Consider the following 17,124-nt stretch of genomic DNA (forward strand, 5'->3'; position numbering starts at 1 on the left):
GCTCTCGGGCGCCGGGGTCGGCGAGACTGACGTCATGAACACCAACACGAAGAACGGTGGCCTGCGCACCCGCGTCCGGGACGTGCTGCGGGCCGCCGGGCGGGGGTTCGTGCTGGCCGTGGTCTCGCTGCCCCTGGCCGTCCTCTGCTTCACCCTGTCGGCCGTGTCCGTCGCGCTCGTCCCGGCCGGCGTCGGGATCTTCACCACGCCGTGGGTCCTGACCGGTGTGCGCTCCTTCGCGAACTGGCAGCGGGTCCTGGCCGCCGAGTGGAGCGGGGTGCGCATCCCGGTGACGTACCGGCCGGTGCCCAAGGACGCCAACCCCTGGACCCGCACGGTCCTGATGCTGGCGGACCCCGCGACCTGGCGGGATCTGCGGTGGCTGCCGGTGCACATGACCGCCGGGTTCTTCACCGCGCTGCTGCCCGCCCTGCTGGTGCTCTACCCGCTGGAGGGGTTCGCGCTGGCGGCCGGGCTGTGGCGGGTGATGTCGAAGGCCGAGGGCGGCCCCTACTGGTACACCTTCGTGCCCGTCGGCAGCAACGTGACCGCGTTCGCCGCCGCCGCCGTGGCCGCCGTACTCCTCGTGGTCGCCCACCGCTACACGCCCTCTCTCCTGACCGCCCACTTCCGCCTCACCCGCGCCGTCCTCGCCCCGGGCCAGGCCCAACTCGCCGAGCGGGTGCGGGTGCTGACCGAGACCCGGCGGGACGCGGTGGACACCTCCGCCGCCGAACTGCGCCGCATCGAACGGGATCTGCACGACGGGGCGCAGGCCCGGCTGGTCGCCATGGGCATGGACCTCGGCACCGTGGAGGCACTGCTCGAAAAGAACCCGGCCAAGGCGCGCAAGCTGCTCGCCCAGGCCCGCCGGAACTCCGCCGAGGCCCTGGAGGAACTGCGCGACCTGGTCCGGGGTATCCATCCGCCGGTGCTGGCCGAGCGCGGACTCGGGGACGCGGTACGGGCGTTGGCGCTGCGGCTTCCGCTGCCGAGCGAGGTGAGCGTGGAGCTGTCCGGCCGCGCGGACGCACCGGTCGAGTCGGCCGCCTACTTCGCGGTCAGCGAGGTCCTCACCAACGCCGTCAAGCACTCCGGTGCCGACCGGGCCTGGGTGGACGTGCACCACGCCGACGGCATGCTGCGGATCACGGTCACCGACAACGGCAGGGGCGGCGCCGTGATCGGCGCGGGGTCCGGGCTGACCGGGGTCGAGCGGCGACTGGGTACATTCGACGGCGTTGTGGCCGTCAGCAGCCCCGCGGGCGGTCCCACCCTGGTGACCATGGAGATTCCGTGCGCGTTGTCCTAGCCGAAGACCTCTTCCTGCTGCGCGACGGACTGGTCCGGCTGCTGGAGGCCTACGACTTCGAGATCGCGGCGGCCGTCGAGTCCGGTCCGGAACTCACCCGTGCACTGGCCGAGTTGCGGCCGGACGTCGCCGTGGTCGACGTACGGCTGCCGCCCACGCACACCGACGAGGGCCTGCAGTGCGCGCTCCAGGCCCGGCGGGAGCGGCCCGGGCTGCCGGTGCTGGTCCTGTCCCAGCACGTGGAGCAGCTGTACGCGCGGGAGCTGCTGGCCGACGGCAGCGGCGGGGTGGGCTATCTGCTCAAGGACCGGGTGTTCGACGCCGAGCAGTTCGTGGACGCGGTGCAGCGGGTGGCCGCGGGCGGTACGGCGATGGACCCGCAGGTGATCCAGCAGCTGCTGTCGCGGAGGGCGGCCGACGACCGGCCGCTCGGCCGTCTGACCCCCAGGGAGCTGGAGGTCCTCGAGCTGATGGCGCAGGGCCGGTCGAACACGGCGATCGCCGCGCAGCTGGTGGTGACGGAACGGGCCATCGCGAAACACACCTCCAACATCTTCACCAAACTGGGCCTGGAGGTGTCGGACGACGACAATCGCCGCGTTCTGGCCGTGCTCGCCCACCTCGACCGCGACCACTGATGTTCTGTTCAACTTCCGCTGCTCAGAGGGCATTTGAGGCCTGCGGCCCGGCCAATCCTCTGACTAATTTGTGAGACGGCTGAACACCTCTGAGGCGGCGTCCGTATGGAAGGACGCCGCTTCACTCCTGTCGGGCGCCCCGATGCTGCCCCGCAAGGAAGTCAGAGGAGTTCCATGGGACGCAACACACGAAAACGCCGTACGCCGCTGGCCACCAAGGCCATAGCCGCATCGGCGGCCCTAGCGCTCGGTGGGGGCGGGCTGATCTGGGCGAACTTCTACGCCTCGGCGCACGAGTCGAACAACCAAACGTGGGGAGGCAACCAGACCAAGGCCGCCACGGCCCAGGTCGCGACGATCTCCTGCCCGGACGTCGGCCAGAAGCTGACGAACGTGCCGAACGCGGCCCGCCAGGGCGTGGCGACGGAGCTGGCGAACCTCGACAAGCAGATCACCGAGGCCTACTCCCGGCTCGCCTCCACCCGGCAGGCGCAGACCAACGATCCGAGCTTCGTGCAGAACGCGATCGTCGGCCCCCTCAAGGAGAAGCGGGCCGCGACGATCGACCGGATCAGGATCGACATCCAGCGGGTCGGCGGTTCCGTCAACAACTGGCTGGGCCAGCTCGCCGCCTGTACGACGCAGACCGCCAACCAGACCACCGCCGGTGGCCAGCAACAGAACGGCGGCCAGCAGCAGCAGAACGGTGGCCAGCAACAGAATGGCGGCCAGCAGCAGCAGAACGGCGGGCAGCAGCAGAACGGCGGGCAGCAGCAGAACGGCGGCCAGCAGCAGGGCAACGCCGGTCAGCAGCAGAACGTCGGCGGGCAGGCCGGCAACGGCCCGGTCGCGGCCGACTTCGTGGACATCACGAAGGTCGCCCCGAACGTCCAGGGCAAGCCGCGCAACACCGGCAACGCCTCGACGGGTACGTTCATCACGCGCTGTGGTGTGAACGCCAACAAGAACCACAACACCGACAACGTGATCGTGGCACCCGGCGTGACCAACGGCGCGCACCACCTGCACGACTACGTCGGCAACCAGAAGGTCAACGCCTTCTCCAGCAACCAGACGTTCCTGCAGGGCGGCACCAGCTGCCAGAACAGGAGCGACCTGTCGGCGTACTACTGGCCGGTGGTCCGCGTCCAGGACGGCTCGCAGGACTTCGACCAGAACGCGGACGGCGGCGGCAAGGAAGGCAACGTCGGCAAGATCCTGACGCCGGTGAAGGCGCAGATCAAGTACGTCGGCAGCCCGGCCAGCAAGGTCGTCGCGATGCCGCAGTTCCTGCGCATCATCACCGGTGACGCCAAGACCACGACCAACGGTCTGGCGAACGCCAACGCGCACTGGAGCTGCACGGGCTTCGAGAACAAGGTCCAGCTGACGACGCAGTACCCGATCTGCCCGCAGGGCAGCCAGGTGGTGCGCACGTTCGCCTTCCAGAGCTGCTGGGACGGGCAGAACATCGACAGCGCCAACCACCGTACGCACGTGGCCTTCCCCGACCCGGCGAGCGGCGTCTGCGGGAACGGCTTCAAGGCGATCCCGCAGCTGACGATGCGCCTCGTGTACAACATCACCCCGCCGGTCATCCAGAACGGCCAGGTGAAGAACGCCTTCGCGGTGGACGGCTTCCCGGAGCAGCTCCACAAGCCGGCCACCGACCACGACGACTTCATCAGCGTCACGACCGGCGGCCTGGCCAACAAGATCGCGAACTGCATCAACACCGGCCAGCGGTGCGCGTAGTGACAACCCCCTAGGAAAGCGGGCGGTGGGAATCTCCCACCGCCCGCTTTTCTTGTGCCCCGACGCCGGCGGGACGGTCAGCCGCTGTGCGCGTGCGCGTGGTGGTCGGTCCCGAGCTCCACGTCACCGCCGAGCGTGCCGCGCAGCGCCTTGACGACCCCGTTGTCGCCGACGGCGACCCACTTGCGGCCGACCAGGTAGTAACCGCCGTAGTCCTTGGCGTCGTTGATCCACTCGCGCTGGCCGCGGTCGGTGGCGAAGGTCGCGAGGATGAACTTCCCGTCGGTGTTCTTGCAGATGGCCTGGCGGATCTCGTCGGCGTCGGTCTGCATGTTCGGCTTGCACTTCACCTCGGCGGCCAGGCTCTCCAGGCTGCCGGTGGCGGTGGGCGGCACCTTGTGCGTGTCCCCGCCGGAGCCGCAGCCCGTCAGCGCCAGTACGGCCGCGGCACCCGCAACGGCGAGCATCGGTCGCGTCAACCTCATCTGTTCCTCCGGTCCTGGTGCGCAGAAGCATGCCGCAGAGAGCCCCGGCGAGGAGCCCCGCCCCTGGATACGGCTGCCGCACGCGGTGCGCTCAAATCCACCGGACCGACCCACCCGCACGCCGACGGCGGAGGCAGACCGGCACGCCGGTGACCAACCAACGATTCGCTCGTTTTCCCGGACGTGCAGTCACAGGATGTAGCCCAGCGCAAGGAACCCGCCTCCGCCGGGGCCATCGGCCCGGTAGTCGACGTCGAGCAGGCCGAAGCCGCGCTCGTCGAGCACTATCCACGGCTGGTCCGGCTCGCCTACCTCGTACTGCCGCCCCGCCTCGGCCGCAGCCGCCGGGTGCTGACAGCACACGCGCTCACCCAGCGCGCCCTGCCCCGGGGCCGCAAGCAGACGTCCGTGATCCCGGCCCAGTCCTCGGGCCGGGAGGGCGACCCCGGGTACGCCTTCCTCCGTCTGCGCGTCCTGCGTGCGGCGCTGGAGGCGGCCCGCCCCCGCAAGGGCCTGCCGAAGCTCTCGCAGCTGCCGCCGCTGCTCCCCCAGGTGTGGGGCCTGCGCCTGTTCCCGCGCTCCGGCGGCGCCGACGAACTCGCCCTGGACCAGCGGCTGTCCGGCCTGTCCGGCCCGGCCCGCGCCGCGTATGTGCTGCGCGGCCTGGAGAAGCTGTCCGACGCCGACATCCGCAAGATCCTCGAGGCGGCCGGGGCCGAGGAGCCCGAGTCCGCGCTGACGGAGGCCAACGGGGTGCCCGGACAGGACGACCTGCTCTCCTCCCCCGAGTACGACCCCTGCTCGCTCCAGGCCCGGCCCACCGACCTGATGCGCCGCCGCCAGCACACCAAGGCCGCGCTCGCCGCGGCGGCCGCGCTCGCGGTGTGCGGGGCGCTGGTGGTCATGCCGGGCGGCGGCTGGGGCCCCGACGGCGCCGCCGCGCCCCTGTATGCGCAGAACCCGGCGGCCGAGGCGGCCCTGGACCCGGGCAAGCTGATCCGGGTCCCCCCGACGGCGTGGCGGTCCGCGGCCCGCACCGACTTCTCCGTGTGGCCCGCACGCGGCCCGCTCGCCGGCGACAGGGCCCTGCTGCGCCGCGCCCTCGCCGTCTGGGCCCGCCCCGGGGACACGGTCCGCGTCTCGGCCACCCCCGGCACCCAGACCGGCGGCCCGGCCGGCCCGCCCCAGCTGCTGTACGCGGGCCCGGTGGACAACGCGCGCGTGGTGATCCTCTACGACGGCCTGCGCATCGCCCGCTACGCCGAGGGCAAGGACAGCAGCACGGGCGCCGCCCTCGACTTCGCGCGCGCCGACGGGGCGACCGGCGCCGAGGCGAGCGCGCTGGTGCTGGGCCGCTCCGACGGCAACGTCCGGTATCTGACCGCCCCCTGGGTGAAGACGGCCGCCGAGCGGGACCTGATGAAGCCGGGCTCGGCCCCGACGCCCCTCACCGTCACCCACGGCGTCACCGCCCCCCTGGCCAGCCCTGCGCTGCAGACCGGCAGCTGCACCTCGTGGGACGTGCTCCAGCTGACCGACGCCTCCGGCACCCGGCTCGCCACCGACCTGGGTGAGCTGGTCCCGGCCCGTCTCACCGCCGGACACCCGGGCGCCGTCGTCGAGGCGTCCACCCCGGACGGACTGCGCGCCTGGGCGCCGTTCGCCTGCTCGCTGTCCATGGAACGCTCCGCGGGCGTGCGCAGCATCAACGCGTGGGCGTTCGCGAACCAGCCCCTGCCCGAGGCGGGCGGGACGGGTGTCTGGCTGTGCACCCGGGCCGAGACCTGGCGCGGCGACGGTACGGCCGCGCTGGCCCAGTTCCAGACGCCGGGCGGGGCGGTCGGGGCGGTCGTGGCCAAGGGCACGGACGTGCCGGCCTGCGGTCCGCGCGACCCGAACGTGCTGGCCGGGGTGTTGTGGAAGGCCAAGGCCGGGAACTGGTACCTGCTGGCCGCGGGCGGCCCGGACACCGCCTCGATCCGGACCAGCTCAGGGGTCACCGCTTCGGGAAAGGGACCGCTGCTCGCCGTCCGGGCCAAGCAGGGGGCACAGGCACAGCTGAAGGGCACGCTGCGGGACGGTAGGCCGATCGACGGACTCCACTAGCTGACACTGGCGTCAACAAGGTCCTGCACGGGGGTTCTCAGACGACCTACCCGTCAGTACATTGACGCCATGTCTAACACGCAGGCCCGGCCGGTGGAGTCCGAGCGCATACCGCTCAAGGCCCGCAAGGTGTCCTTCTCCTGGGAGGACACACCGCTGCACTGGGTGCCCGGCGACCCGTTCACCACGCACACCATCAACGTGCTGCATCTGCTGCTGCCCGCCGGGGAGCGGTGGTTCGTGCACGTCTACAAGCAGGTGCTGCCGCTCATCCGGGACGACCAGCTGCGCGAGGACGTCGTCGGCTTCATCGGGCAGGAGGCGATGCACTCCCAGGCCCACGACGAGGTCCTGCCGCACCTGCGCGAGCAGGGACTCGACCCGACGCCGTACACCGCACAGGTCGACTGGTTCTTCGAGAAGCTGCTCGGCGACCGCACGCTGCCGCCGGGCAGGGCGAGCCGCTGGTGGCTGCTGGAGCGGGTCGCGCTGATCGCGGCGATCGAGCACTACACCGCCTTCCTCGGCGACTGGGTGCTCAACGCAGCCGAACTGGACCGGCGCGGCGCCGACCCGACCATGCTGGACCTGCTGCGCTGGCACGGCGCCGAGGAGGTCGAGCACCGCTCCGTCGCCTTCGACCTCTTCGAGCACGTCGACGGCAGCTACCGGCGGCGGGCGCGTACCTGGGCCACGGCCTTCAGCACCCTGGTCTTCCTGTGGCAGCGCGGAGTCCGCTTCTTCCTGGAGAACGACCCGACCCTCACCGGCCCCAAGGCCTCCCTGAAGGACCTCTACGTGCGTGGCCGCGAGGGCACCCTGCCCGCCACCGGCGACATGCTGAAGTCCATCCCGCGCTATCTCAGCCGCTCCTACCACCCCTCCCAGGAGGGCTCCACCGCGCAGGCCGTCTCCTACCTGGCCTCCTCCCCCGCCGCGCTCGCGGCGCAGAAGGCGGTGTCGTGATGCCGAAGCTGCGCACCGTCGCCCTCGTCGCGGGGGCCGCCCTGCTGACCCGGCGGGCCCTGCGCCGCAGGGTCCAGGCCTCGCCGCTGTGGCCCCTGCCCGCCCTGGACCCGCCCCTGTCCGGTCGTCCCCGCTCACGGGCCCTGCGGCTGTTGCTCACCGCCCACGAGGCCGTCGCCGACGGGGTCGTACAACTGCGCCTGGAGGGCAGCGGGCTGCCGCGCTGGGAGCCCGGTGCGCACCTCGACCTGGTGCTGCCGTCGGGGCTCGTACGGCAGTACTCGCTGTGCGGCGACCCCGAGGACACCTCCTCGTACACGGTCGCCACCCGGCTGGTCGAGGACGGGCGGGGCGGCTCGCGCGAGGTGCACGAGCAGCTCGCCGAGGGCATGGAGCTGGAGGTGCGCGGACCGCGGAACCGTTTCCCGCTCGTCGAGGCGCCCGCGTACGTGTTCGTCGCCGGCGGCATCGGCATCACGCCCGTCCTGCCGATGCTGCGGGCCCTGCCGGACGGCACCGACTGGCGGCTGCTGTACGGCGGGCGGAGCCGGGCCTCGATGCCGTTCCTGGAGGAGGTGAGCAAGCTCGCCGGGGACCGGCTGACGCTCGTCGCCGAGGACGAGGACGGACGCCCGGACCTGGCCGCGCTGTTCACTGCGGTACCCGAGGGGACGGCCGTCTACTGCTGCGGCCCTGAAGGCCTCATGGCGGCGGTGGAGGCGCACCTGCCCGAGGGTGCCACCCTGCACCTGGAGCGGTTCACGCCGCGCGCGAACGCCGGGGGCAACCACGCTTTCGCGGTCGAACTCCGGCGTAGCGAACGGACGTTGACGGTCCCGGCCGACTCCACGGTCCTGGCCGCCGTACGACGCGAACTGCCGGACACCGCCTACTCCTGCGAGCAGGGATTCTGCGGGACCTGCCAACAGCGGGTGCTGGAGGGCGAGATCGAGCACCGGGACGAGCTGCTGACGGACGCGGAACGGCACGAGTCGATGCTGATCTGCGTATCCCGGGCCCGGAGTGATCGCTTGGTGCTCGACATGTGAACACGAACGGCCGAATCCGGTCGGTAAGGTGTTTGCATGACTACCGGGGTTCGCCGCAGGATGGGCGTCGAGGAGCGACGGCAGCAGCTGATCGGCGTCGCGCTCGACCTGTTCAGCCGCCGCTCGCCCGACGAGGTCTCCATAGACGAGATAGCGTCGGCGGCGGGCATCTCGCGCCCGCTGGTCTACCACTACTTCCCCGGCAAACTCAGCCTGTACGAAGCCGCGTTGAAGCGTGCCTCGGAGGATCTGGCGGGCCGGTTCGCGGAGCCGCAGGAAGGTCCGCTGGGGGCCCGGCTGCTGCGCGTGATGCGCCGCTACTTCGACTTCGTGGAGGGACACGGCCCCGGCTTCTCGGCGCTGATGCGCGGCGGCCCGGCCGTCGGTTCCTCGACGACCAACGCGCTCATCGACTCCGTACGCCAGTCAGCCTACGAACAGATCCTGTCGCATCTGGGCGTCTCCGAGGCACCCGCGCGCATGGAACTGCTCGTCCGCTCCTGGATCTCGCTCGCCGAGTCGACGGCGCTGATCTGGCTGGACGGCCGGCGCATCCCGCGCGCCGAACTGGAACTCCAGCTCGTGCACGACTTCGCCGCGCTGGCGGCGGTGAGCGCCGCCTACGACACCGAGATGGCCGCCCTGCTGAACAGGATGGTCAAGGACGAGCCGGCCGACGGGCCCTTCGCAGAGCTCGTCGGCCGACTGATGTCCCTGGCCCCCTGAGGGCCCGGCCTCTAGCGGTCGAACTTCCGGTACGAGGGATCCAGGTCGCGGATCTCGGCGGAGGCGTGCAGGGCGAAGCCCTTCTCCGCCACGTGGCCCCGGAGCAGTTCCAGCACGGTCTGGGTGAGCCTCGCCTTCGTCTCGTCGCTGCGGCCGGCGAGGAGCCCGATGGTCACGTGCACGATCGCGTGCCCGTGCTCCGCCGGGTCCTCGTATCCGTACGCCGTGAACGCGCCGGGCCGGAACTGCGTCTTGCAGGCCTCCGGCTTGGCCGCCGCGATCTCCACGGTCGCCTCGTGCAGCGCCCGCGCGAAACCCGCGCGGTCGAAGGCGGCCTCCATCGTGTGCGAGTAGTCGACGGTGATCTGCGGCATGGGCACTCCTGTTCTACGGCGACGACCCGACCGACCCTACTTCGCCGCCCGGGTGAACACCGCCACGGTCCGCGCCGGCACGGTGAACGTGCCCGAGCCGGCCGCGTAGGAGGAGGTCTTCACCACCGGGTCGGCACCTGACTCCTGCACCGGGTGCAGCCGGTAGTGATCACCGGCCAGCGCGGAGATCCGCTGGTCCTGCCGCTCCGGGGTGGCGTTGAACACGACGACCAGGTCACCGAGCTGCATGGTGATCACACCCGGTGTCTCCTCCTTCCCGGACAGCGGGAAGGCCAGCCGGTCCTGCACCTGGGCGGCCGTGCCTAGGGAGAACGCCTTCTCCGTCGTACGGACCCTCAGCAGGTCCTGGTAGGCGGCCGAGGCGCCGGTGATCTGCGGGCAGCCCACCTTCACCGTGCCGAGCAGCGGCTTCGCGTAACTCCACTTGGACTGGTTGTCGGCCGCCATGGGCAGCCCCCGGCCGAAGCCGTTGCCGTCGGCGCAGTCCCAGTGGATGGCGTTGAACCAGTCGCCGCTGTCGAAGGAGTTGCGGTCCAGCGACTTCGAGCGCAGCAGGTCGGTGCCCGCCTGGGAGAGGGCCGGACCCTGCGAGAGGGCGGCCGTGGCCATCGCCAGGACCTGCATGCGGGCCCGGTCGGACGCGGAGGTGTCCTTGGGCAGCTTGTAGGTGAGGGCGTCGAACAGCGACTCGTTGTCGTGCGCGTCGACGTAGGCGAGGGCGTCGCCCGGCGCGTCCGCGTAGCCCGCGGGCGCTCCGTTGTAGTCGACCTCGGAGCCCTTGACCTCCTTGCCGTCGCTGTCGGTGAAGGTGAAGGACTTCAGGCTGCCGGTCAGACCGACCTTGATCAGGTCCTGGTAGTGCAGCAGCCGGGCCTTCTGCTCGGCCGCAGTGCCGTTGGCGGTGGACGTGTTGGGGTCGGTGTACAGCCCGGACGCGAAGCCCTGGACGCCGGGGTCCGAGTCGAAGGGGCCGCCGCCGCGCACGGCGTCACGGGCGCGGTCGGAGAAGGTGGCGATGCCGGTGCCGGCCATGTTCGCCTGCGTGGCCTGCACGAAACGGGCGTCGTTCGCGACCTCCCCGAAGTTCCAGCCCTCGCCGTACAGGATGATCTTCTTGCCGTCGACGCCGTCCTTGTCGGGGGTCAGCGCGTCGAGGGCCTTCCTGACCGCCAGGATGTTGGCCTTCGGGTGGTGGCCCATGAGGTCGAAGCGGAACCCGTCGACCTTGTACTCCTTGGCCCAGGTGACGATCGAGTCCACGACCAGCTTGCCCATCATCGCGTTCTCGGGCGCGGTGTTGGAGCAGCAGGTGCTGTCGGCCACCGAGCCGTCGGCGAGGAGCCGCTGGTAGTAGCCGGGCACGATCCGGTCCAGGACGGAGGTGTCCGCCTGGCCGCTGGCGGCGGTGTGGTTGTAGACGACGTCCATGACGACCCTGAGGCCGTCCCCGTTCAGCGCCTGGACCATCCTGCGGAACTGGACGGTACGGGCGGTGCCGTCGGGGTCGGTGGCATAGGAGCCCTCGGGGACCGTGTAGTGGTACGGGTCGTAGCCCCAGTTGTAGGCGTCCTTCGCGGCGATCTTCGCCACGCACTCCTGCTGCTTGTCGGAGTCGGCCGCGTAGGAGGCCAGGTCGCAGTCGGTTCTGGCCTGGTCGGCCTTCTTCTCCGGGATGGTGGCGATGTCGAAGGCGGGCAGCAGGTGCACGTACGAGGTGCCCGCCTTCGCCAGCTGCCGCAGGTGCTGGGAGCCGTCGCTGTTCTTGTCGGTGAAGGCCAGGTAGGTGCCCTGGTCCTTCGCCGGGACGGTCTTGTCGGCGACCGAAAAGTCCCGGATGTGCAGCTCCTGGATCTGCGCGTCCTTCAGCGGTACGGCCTTGGGCTTACGCAGACCCGACCAGCCGCTCGGCGCGAGGGACCTGTCGTTCAGGTCCACGACCAGGCTGCGTTCGGAGTTCGCGGTCAGGGCGACCGAGTAGGGGTCGGTGACCTTGTTGGTGACCACCTTGCGGACGCTGGGCGCCCAGACCTTCACGACGTACCGGTAGGGCTTGCCCTTCCAGGACGCCGGGCCGGTGACGGACCAGACGCCGGTGGTGGCGTTCCGGCGCATCTTCACGGCCGTGCCGTCGAGGTCGAGGTGCACCGACTGGGCCGTCGGGGCCCACACGGAGAGGGTCGGCCTGCCGTCGTGGAAGACCGGCCCGAGCTCGCTCTTCGTCGCGCCGGAGTACAGGTCGTCCAGCACCCCGGCGATCTGCACACCGGTCGCGGCCAGCACGGCACCGTTCGCCGCGCGCTGTGAGGCCACGAGCTGCCCGCCGAGCGCCGCGCGCACCCGGTCCCGGTCGCGCGGGTCGACGGACCAGGCGGTGTAGTCCTTCAGGTGCGGGAACCTCGCCTTCTGGGCGTCGCTGAGCGTGGTCTTCGTCAGGCGCAGCCAGCGCTCGTCGTCGCTGGTCAGCGCACCGTCCTTGACGGCGATCGAGCCGTCGTGGGAGTAGAGCAGCTGAGTGGAGGCGGCGCCGTCGACGCCGTTCCAGGCGACCGTGTTCCGGTCGATCCAGACCGCCTTGGAGGTGGTCAGGTCGAGGGCGGCCGCACTGCCCGCGGGCTGCGGCAGCAGGTACTTCTCCTGGCCGTTCAACAGCCACACCTCGTAGCCGTTGGACTTGAGGTCGAGGGACTGGTCGGTGGGGAGATCCTTGTCGTCGCCCTTGTGGATGATGTAGCTGAGGCTGGTGGCACCCGCGGTGAGCGGTACCTCGAAGACCGCGCCATAGGCATCAGTCTTCACCGGCTTCAGCGGGTTCGACCAGTCGGTGGGGTTCTCGGCACCCGTCCAGACGTGCAGACCCCAGCCGTCGTAGTTCCCGTCGGCACGGTGGTAGTGGATGACCGCCTTGGTCTTGTCCTGCGCGGGAGAGCCGGGCTTTTCCGTCAGGACGTCGGTCTTGCCCTGCTCGATCCAGACCTCGCCCGTCCTGGTGACGTCGATGGACCGGTCGGCGGAGACGTCCTTGTTGCCGTCCTTGTCGATGACCAGGAAGCCGACGTGGGAAGCGCCGGGCTTGAGCTTGACGTAGGCGAAGGCGCCGTAGGCATCACGGCCGACGAAGGGGTGGCTGTTCGGCCAGGTGGTCGACTCGCCGTCGGCCAGGTCGCCCCAGGCGTACAGGCCCCAGTTGCCGTAGTCGCCGTCGGTGCGCTTGTAGTGGACGACCGCATAGTCCCGGGAGGAGGCCGTGGGGGCCTCGGGCGCGGGCGGGGTGCCGGTGGTGCTGCTCGCCAGGGCGCTCGCGGTATGCCCGGCCGAGTCGGTCACGACCGCCTTGTAGCGCAGGGCGGTGCCGGCGGGTACGTCCTTGCCGATGGCCTGAGTGACCTTGTAGGGGGCGTGGTCGGCGGAGCCGAGGGTCTTCCACCGGCCGTTGCCGACCTGCGCGGCGAAGACGACCCGGTTGAGCTGACCACCGTCCACACCGGCCGTGACGTCCACGGTCCCGGTCGCCCCGGTGGCCGGGGCCTTCAGGGTGAGGGCCGGCTTGGCGGCGGGCTCGGCGAGGGCGCCGGTGGCCTTGAGGACGACGGCGGAACCGGCCGGAACGGTGACGGTGAGCTTGCGGTCGGCGTCGGTCTTCGTCGTCGCGTCCGTGCCGTAGATGCCCTGGTAGGACATGCCCGCCGAGCCGGTTGCGAAGGTGGCCGACTTCGCCTCGCCCGCGTTGTTGAGGGCGACGACGTACTCGGCGCCCGTCTTCGCGTCCGTACGGGTGAAGGCGTAGATGCCGGCGCCGTCGGCCGCGTACCGCTCGGTCTGGACGCCGTCCGTCAGGGCCGGGTCGGCCCTGCGGAGCCGGGAGAGGGCGGCGATGTCCTTGTAGAGCGGTGCGCTCGTGTCGTACGAGTCGCTCGCGTGAGTGCGGTCGGTGCCGATCTCGTCGTCGTCCAGGTAGTCGGCGACCTTGGAGGCGAACATCGTCTGGCGGGCGTCCTTGTCGCCGCCGGAGCCGGTGAAGCCCTGCTCGTCGCCGTAGTAGACGACCGGGTTGCCGCGGCTGAGGAACATCAGCTCGTTGGCGAGCCGGTCCTTGCGCAGGATCTCCGCGTCGGTCGCCTTCGGGTTGTCCTGCTTCAGGAAGTACCCGATGCGGCCCATGTCGTGGTTGCCGAGGAAGGTGACCTGCTCGTACGCGTTGGCCTTGTCGGTCGTGTACTTGTAGTCGTCACCGAAGACGCTCGCCAGCTTCTGCGCGCTGCCGCCCTGGGAGGCGTAGGCGCGGGCCGCGTCCTGGAAGGGGAAGTCGAGGGTGGCGTCCAGGCGCCCCTGGGTGACGTACGGGGACGTGATGTTCGTGTCCGCGGAGTAGACCTCGCCGAACATGAAGAAGTTCTTCCGCCCCTGCGCGGCCGCGTACTTGTCGAGCGCGGTGGCCCACTGGGTCCAGAAATCCAGGTCGACGTGCTTGACGGTGTCGATCCGGAAGCCGTCGACGCCGAAGTCCCGCACCCATCGCTCGTAGATCTTCTCCATGCCCCGGACGACCTCGGGACGCTCGGTCCACAGGTCGTCCAGGCCGGAGAAGTCGCCATAGGTCGTGGACTCACCGGCATACGTCGAGTCACCCCGGTTGTGGTACATCGTCGGGTCGTTGAGCCAGGCCGGGACCTTGCTGTTGCTCGTGACCTCGGGGGTGTAGGGGAAGGAGGCGCCGGAGACGGCCGGGAACTTCCTGGTGCCGTCCGCGTAGTCGGCGTCGTCGAAGGGCCGACCGTCCTTGGTCAGGTAGGGGAAGGCGCCCTTGGAGAGGTAGTCGGAGGACTTCTCCTCGTAGTCGACGACATCGGCCGTGTGGTTGGTGATGACGTCGAAGAAGACCTTCATGCCCTTGGCGTGCGCCTTGGAGATGAGGGTCTGGAGATCCTTGTTCGTCCCGAAGTGCGGGTCGACCTGGGTGAAGTCGGTGATCCAGTAGCCGTGGTAGCCGGCCGAGGCGTTGCTGCCCGTGCCCTGCACCGGGCGGTTCTTGAAGATCGGCGCCATCCAGATGGCGGTGGTGCCGAGGTCCTTGATGTAGTCGAGCCGCTTGGTCAGGCCCTTGAGGTCGCCGCCCTGGTAGAAGCCCTTGTCGGTGGGGTCGTAGCCGGTGCTGAGGCGGGAGCCGGTCAGCCCTCCCCGGTCATTGGACCTGTCCCCGTTGGCGAAACGGTCCGGCATGACGAAGTAGAACTGGTCGCGGGTGTCGTCGTGCCGGGCGGGCTGGGCGGCGAGGGCTGCGTCCGAGGGGGGCGCGGGCGGGGTGGCGGCATGGGCGGCCAGTGGCTGGATCAGTGCGGCGGCGAGGGCTACGGCGGTGACGGCCGCGGCCCGTCTCGCTCTGGGTATCACAGGCGGTAACTCCTAGCGAATGCGGCTCTCTTGGGTCCGACCCCGCGCGACCGTACCGCTGGCGAAAGGTTTACAGCAAGACCCTTGAAATTCATAGCAAGGAGTTTCAACGTCAACCTTGACGCGGGCTTCTCAACTGCCCCACGCTCACGGGTTGTTGAACGCTGTCCCTTTTTTCGGAGATCCGTTCGGAGCCGCACATGAACAGACACCGACCCCCGGGTGCCCTCCGCCGCACCGCGACCGCCGCAGCCGCAGGCGCCCTCGCACTGGCCGGAGCCATCGCCCTGCCGGCGACAACCCGCACAGGCCGACACCACCGCCAAGGGCGACGTGATCGCCAACCTCTGGGAGTGGAACTGGGACTCCATCGCCTCGGAGTGCACGAACATACTGGGCCCGGCCGGCTACGGCGCGGTGCAAGTGGCGCCGCCGGCGGAGTCCCTCAAACAGTCCAGCTCCTACTGGTGGGACGTCTACCAGCCGTACTCCTACGACCTGAACAGCCGCTTCGGATCGCAGGCGAAGTTCGCCGCGATGATCACGGCCTGCCACCAGGCGGGTGTGAAGGTCTACACCGACGCGGTGATCAACCACACGGCCGCGCAGACCGGCACGGGCTACAACGGCACGACGGTCACCAACAAGTACGACACCCCGCAGTGGGACCGCTCCGACTACCATGACTCGACGTCGTGCCCCACGTCCGACCTGACGATCCAGGACTACTCGAACCTCACCCAGGTCCAGAACTGCGAGCTCCTGGGCCTGCCCGACCTGAAGACGGGTTCGGACACGGTCCGCGCGGGCATCGCGAACTTCCTCAACAGCCAGCTCGCCCTCGGCGTCGACGGCTTCCGCGTGGACGCGGCCAAGCACATCCCCGAGACCGACCTGGCGGCGATCGAGTCCAAGCTGACGAACACCACGTCGGGCTCGGCGCCGTACGTCTTCCAGGAGATCTACCCGGGCTCGACCCCACAGCCCTCGGACTACTACGCCTCCGGTGACGTCCTGGACTTCACCTACGCGAGCAGGCTGAAGTCGGCGTTCCAGGGCAACGTGAGCGACCTGTCCTCGATCGAGAGCAGCGGCATCCTGCCCGCCGCCGACTCGGTGTCGTTCGTGACGAACCACGACACCGAGCGCAACGGCCTGCACATGTCGTACAAGGACGGCGACACCTACAAGCTGGCGAACCTCTTCCAGCTCGCCTACAAGTGGTCGACCCCCACGGTGTACGCCAGCTGGGAGTGGACCCAGAGCGACCAGGCCCCGCCGAACTCCTCGGGCTTCGTCACGGACACGGACTGCTCCAGCGGCTCCTGGTACTGCCTGGACCGCGACACCGCCGTCGTCGGCATGGTGGCCTGGCACAACGCGGTCGACACGGCGGCCGTCTCCGACCGGCAGACCAAGTCGTCGTCGGTGATCGGCTTCGGCCGCAGCGGCGCGGGCTTCTTCGCGCTGAACAACGGCTCGTCGTCGGCGACGTACACCTTCACGACGGGCATGGCGGACGGCACGTACGCGAACGTCATCGACGGCGGCGCGACGAAGGTGACGGTGTCGGGCGGCAGCGCCTCGATCACCATCCCGGCAAAGGGCGCGGTCGCCTTCTCCAACGCGTCCTACACCTGCACGGTGGGCTGCGGCGACACGGGCGGCGGCGGTTCGACGTCGACGGTGAGCGCGACCTTCAACGAGTACGCCTCCACGGCGTCCGGCACGAACGTGTACGTCGTCGGGTCCCTCTCGGCGCTGGGCGGCTGGGACACCTCGAAGGCGGTCAAGCTGTCGTCCTCCGGCTACCCGGTCTGGTCGGGGGAGGTGAGCGTGCCGGTCAACACCTCGTTCGCATTCAAATACATCAAGAAGGACAGCTCGGGCCATGTGACCTGGGAGTCGAACGCCAACAGATCGGCCGCCACGACCACCTCGGCGCTGTCGCTGAACAACTCCTGGAACGTGGCGAACGCGAGCGCGACCGACATCACCTTCAACGAGACCGCGACGACCGACCTGGGCACCGACGTCTACGTCGTCGGCTCCGTCCCCTCCCTCGGCTCCTGGAACACGAGCGACGCCATTGCGCTGTCGTCGGCGTCCTACCCGACCTGGAGCAAGCTGGTCATCGTCCCCAAGAGCACGTCCTTCGAGTACAAGTACCTGAAGAAGGACAGCTCCGGGAACGTGACCTGGGAGTCCGGAACGAACCGCTCGTACACGACGGGCAGTTCGTCCGGCTACACGACGAGCGACACCTGGAAGTAACCGGTCCACCGGTCCGCTCCCCTTCGGAGC

At 70.0% G+C, this 17,124-nt stretch carries 11 protein-coding genes; 8 read left to right on the forward strand and 3 right to left on the reverse strand.

Annotated elements, in window-relative coordinates; genetic code table 11:
- The first annotated feature begins 34 nt into the window (after positions 1-34).
- The 3 genes from AQI88_RS06125 to AQI88_RS06135 all read left to right on the forward strand — a co-directional run bounded on the left by AQI88_RS06125 (position 35) and on the right by AQI88_RS06135 (position 3,705).
- The gene (locus AQI88_RS06125; protein ID WP_066993723.1) at positions 35-1,312 is read left to right on the forward strand and encodes a sensor histidine kinase; all 1,278 of its coding nucleotides are present in this window, start codon (positions 35-37) and stop codon (positions 1,310-1,312) included.
- A complete protein-coding gene (locus tag AQI88_RS06130; protein ID WP_066993056.1) occupies positions 1,297-1,950 on the forward strand; it encodes a LuxR C-terminal-related transcriptional regulator in 654 nt (217 codons plus the stop codon). The genes AQI88_RS06125 and AQI88_RS06130 overlap by 16 nt, the downstream gene beginning before the upstream one ends.
- A gap of 174 nt (positions 1,951-2,124) precedes the next feature.
- Complete coding sequence (locus AQI88_RS06135; protein WP_066993057.1) at positions 2,125-3,705, forward strand: DUF1996 domain-containing protein; 1,581 nt, start codon at positions 2,125-2,127, stop codon at positions 3,703-3,705.
- Positions 3,706-3,782: 77 nt separating this feature from the next.
- On the opposite strand, the gene AQI88_RS06140 is transcribed toward AQI88_RS06135, so the two are convergent.
- The gene (locus AQI88_RS06140; protein WP_208615722.1) at positions 3,783-4,190 is read right to left on the reverse strand and encodes a hypothetical protein; all 408 of its coding nucleotides are present in this window, start codon (positions 4,188-4,190) and stop codon (positions 3,783-3,785) included.
- Between the two features lie 183 nt (positions 4,191-4,373).
- Between AQI88_RS06140 and AQI88_RS06145 the strand changes: the two genes are divergently transcribed.
- From AQI88_RS06145 to AQI88_RS06160, 4 genes are all read left to right on the forward strand, one after another.
- Positions 4,374-6,296 (forward strand): hypothetical protein, encoded by a 1,923-nt coding sequence (locus AQI88_RS06145; RefSeq protein WP_066993061.1) that lies wholly within the window; start codon positions 4,374-4,376, stop codon positions 6,294-6,296.
- 69 nt (positions 6,297-6,365) lie between these two features.
- On the forward strand, positions 6,366-7,262 hold the full coding sequence (locus tag AQI88_RS06150) for a metal-dependent hydrolase (protein ID WP_066993062.1): 897 nt from the start codon (positions 6,366-6,368) through the stop codon (positions 7,260-7,262).
- A complete protein-coding gene (locus AQI88_RS06155; RefSeq protein ID WP_066993065.1) occupies positions 7,262-8,311 on the forward strand; it encodes a PDR/VanB family oxidoreductase in 1,050 nt (349 codons plus the stop codon). The genes AQI88_RS06150 and AQI88_RS06155 overlap by 1 nt, the downstream gene beginning before the upstream one ends.
- 36 nt (positions 8,312-8,347) lie before the next feature.
- On the forward strand, positions 8,348-9,037 hold the full coding sequence (locus tag AQI88_RS06160) for a TetR/AcrR family transcriptional regulator (protein ID WP_107118472.1): 690 nt from the start codon (positions 8,348-8,350) through the stop codon (positions 9,035-9,037).
- A gap of 11 nt (positions 9,038-9,048) precedes the next feature.
- Here the strand turns inward: AQI88_RS06160 and AQI88_RS06165 are convergent, their stop codons facing one another.
- Complete coding sequence (locus AQI88_RS06165) at positions 9,049-9,411, reverse strand: 5-carboxymethyl-2-hydroxymuconate Delta-isomerase (RefSeq protein WP_066993075.1); 363 nt, start codon at positions 9,409-9,411, stop codon at positions 9,049-9,051.
- A 36-nt stretch (positions 9,412-9,447) separates the two neighbouring features.
- A complete protein-coding gene (pulA, locus tag AQI88_RS06170) occupies positions 9,448-14,820 on the reverse strand; it encodes a pullulanase-type alpha-1,6-glucosidase (RefSeq protein ID WP_066993078.1) in 5,373 nt (1,790 codons plus the stop codon).
- Between the two features lie 333 nt (positions 14,821-15,153).
- Here pulA and AQI88_RS06175 point away from each other — a divergent pair, with 333 nt between their 5' ends.
- Entirely contained in the window at positions 15,154-17,094 is a 1,941-nt protein-coding gene (locus AQI88_RS06175) for a carbohydrate-binding module family 20 domain-containing protein (protein ID WP_244184050.1), read from the forward strand.
- Positions 17,095-17,124: the final 30 nt, after the last annotated feature.

The sequence above is a fragment of the Streptomyces cellostaticus genome (assembly GCF_001513965.1).
GTDB classification, from domain to species: domain Bacteria; phylum Actinomycetota; class Actinomycetes; order Streptomycetales; family Streptomycetaceae; genus Streptomyces; species Streptomyces cellostaticus.